The sequence below is a fragment of the Streptomyces sp. CB01881 genome, from assembly GCF_002953255.1.
GTDB lineage: Bacteria > Actinomycetota > Actinomycetes > Streptomycetales > Streptomycetaceae > Kitasatospora.
In genome coordinates this window covers 11,007,828-11,009,611 of the sequence record NZ_CP026498.1, presented here as the reverse complement: position 1 = coordinate 11,009,611, position 1,784 = coordinate 11,007,828, and the positions used below count along the sequence as shown (strand labels likewise).

At 75.3% G+C, this 1,784-nt stretch carries 1 protein-coding gene and 1 pseudogene; both read right to left on the bottom strand.

Annotated elements, in window-relative coordinates:
- Window positions 1–640: pseudogene (locus C2142_RS37415) on the bottom strand (hypothetical protein); the annotation flags it as partial.
- 68 nt (window positions 641–708) lie between these two features.
- On the bottom strand, window positions 709–1,784 hold a 1,076-nt coding region (locus C2142_RS41310), incomplete at its 5' end, for a terpene cyclase/mutase family protein (protein WP_241003065.1).

The window sequence follows — 1,784 nt, the reverse complement described above, 5'->3', positions numbered from 1 at the left end:
CGGTGCCGGACGAGGATCCACCGTTCGTGCCCGCGGAACCTCCGCCGTTCCCACCGGTGCCGGTTCCGCTCCCGCCGTTCGTCCCACCGGAGCCACCGCCGGCTGCCCCTCCCCCACCGGCCGGCGGTCGGGGCGGTTCGGGGGTGGCGGCGGCGCCGCCCGGAGTGGTGTTCCGGGCGCGCACGGTGTCCGGTGAGATGGCCGGACGCCCCTCGGTGCCCTCGATGTTCGTGCCACCGAAGATCCACAGGTCGACGCTGCCCGGCTTCGGCTGGTAGCTCATCGCGCCGAGCTGACTGTAGGACCAGTCATTCTGGCCCGGATCGGCGTGCCAGTACGACCAGTAGGCCGTGGCCGGGGGCGTCAGGACGCACTTCTCCTGGTCCGGAGCGGGGTACTGCTTGCCGCCCTGAAAGCCGCTGTAACCGATCCGGCAGATGAACGCCGGGCCGTCGTGCCCCGTCCCGGTGGTCTTCCAGCCGCCCTGGTTGAGCAGGGCATACCCGGTCGTCGGGGTGGTCCCGCAGGAGCGCAGCAGCGGGCCGCCCCACCGGCTGAAGTCGACGGCGAGCACCACGCCCGAGGTGGTGGTGCACTGTTCGATCGGCGTCGGCGCCGCGGACGCCGGGACCGTCCCCAGCCCGACGCCACCGGAGGCGAGGGCGAACGTCAGGACCGCCGCTCCGGACAGCCGTCCCAGCCGCCGGCTCACCGGTAACGCCCCGGGGCGGAGGCCGTACGGCGGAGGGCGACGAGGACCCCTGCCGTGCCGGCCACGGTCAGCAGACCGGCGATGCCCGTCAGCACCAGGGCATCGGTGCCGGTGCCGGCCAGAGTGCCACCGGCGGCCTGGACGGGGCCGCCGTCGCGCACCGGGGCGCCGGCAGTGCCGGCGTCCCCGACGAGCACGGCGTCGGACGGGCGGCCGGCGGTCGCGCCTTCACCGGACGACGGCACGGCCGCGGACGTCGCGGAGGCGGTTGCCGTCGCTGAACCGGTCGCGGTCGCGGTCGGTGTCCCCGTGGAGGTCGGCGTACCCGTGGGGGTCGGGGTCGGAGTACCGGTCGGGGTCGGCGTACCCGTGGGCGTCGCGGTCGGAGTCCCGGTCGGCGTGGGCGTGGGCGTGCCGCCGATGGTGCGGGACAACGTGCCGAAGGAGACACCCGTGGCACCACCCAGCACCTGCGTCGAGGCGCGGACGTCCGAACCCTGCTGTCCGGCGGACGCGACGTTGAACCCGCCGTCGGCGTTCTGCTGGCCGGCAAGGAAGTCGAGCGCCTTGGCGATCTGCCCGCCGTACGTGGCCCGGCGGAGCGTCATGCCCTGGACCGCGAGGGCGGCCGAGTTCGTCGAGTCGCCGGCCGCGCCGGGAAAGCCGCCGTCCGGCAGTTGCCGGGCGGCGAGCCAGCCGAGGCCCTTGTCGACGGTCCCGGCGGCCTCGTCCCCGGGGGCGAGCGCGAGCGCCATGACGGCCATCGCCGTGCTGTCGACGTCGGAGTCGCCGGTGGCCGGGATCAGGCTCGGCCAGGAGCCGTCCGCGTGCTGAAGGCTCTTCAGGTAGGCGACCGGGGCGGCGGCGCCGGCCGTGTCGCCGGCGCGCAGCTGCGCCATGATGCCGAGCGCCTGGGAGAACACCGAGGTGGCCCAGGTGTAGTTGCCGGACGCGGCGCAGCCGGTGTCCGGGGCGGTCCGGGTGCACACGAGGGCGGCGAGGGCGGCGATCAGGTCGTGGCCGCCGAAGGCGCGGGGGTCGCGGCCCACGATCTCGGCGAGCCTCCTTGCCG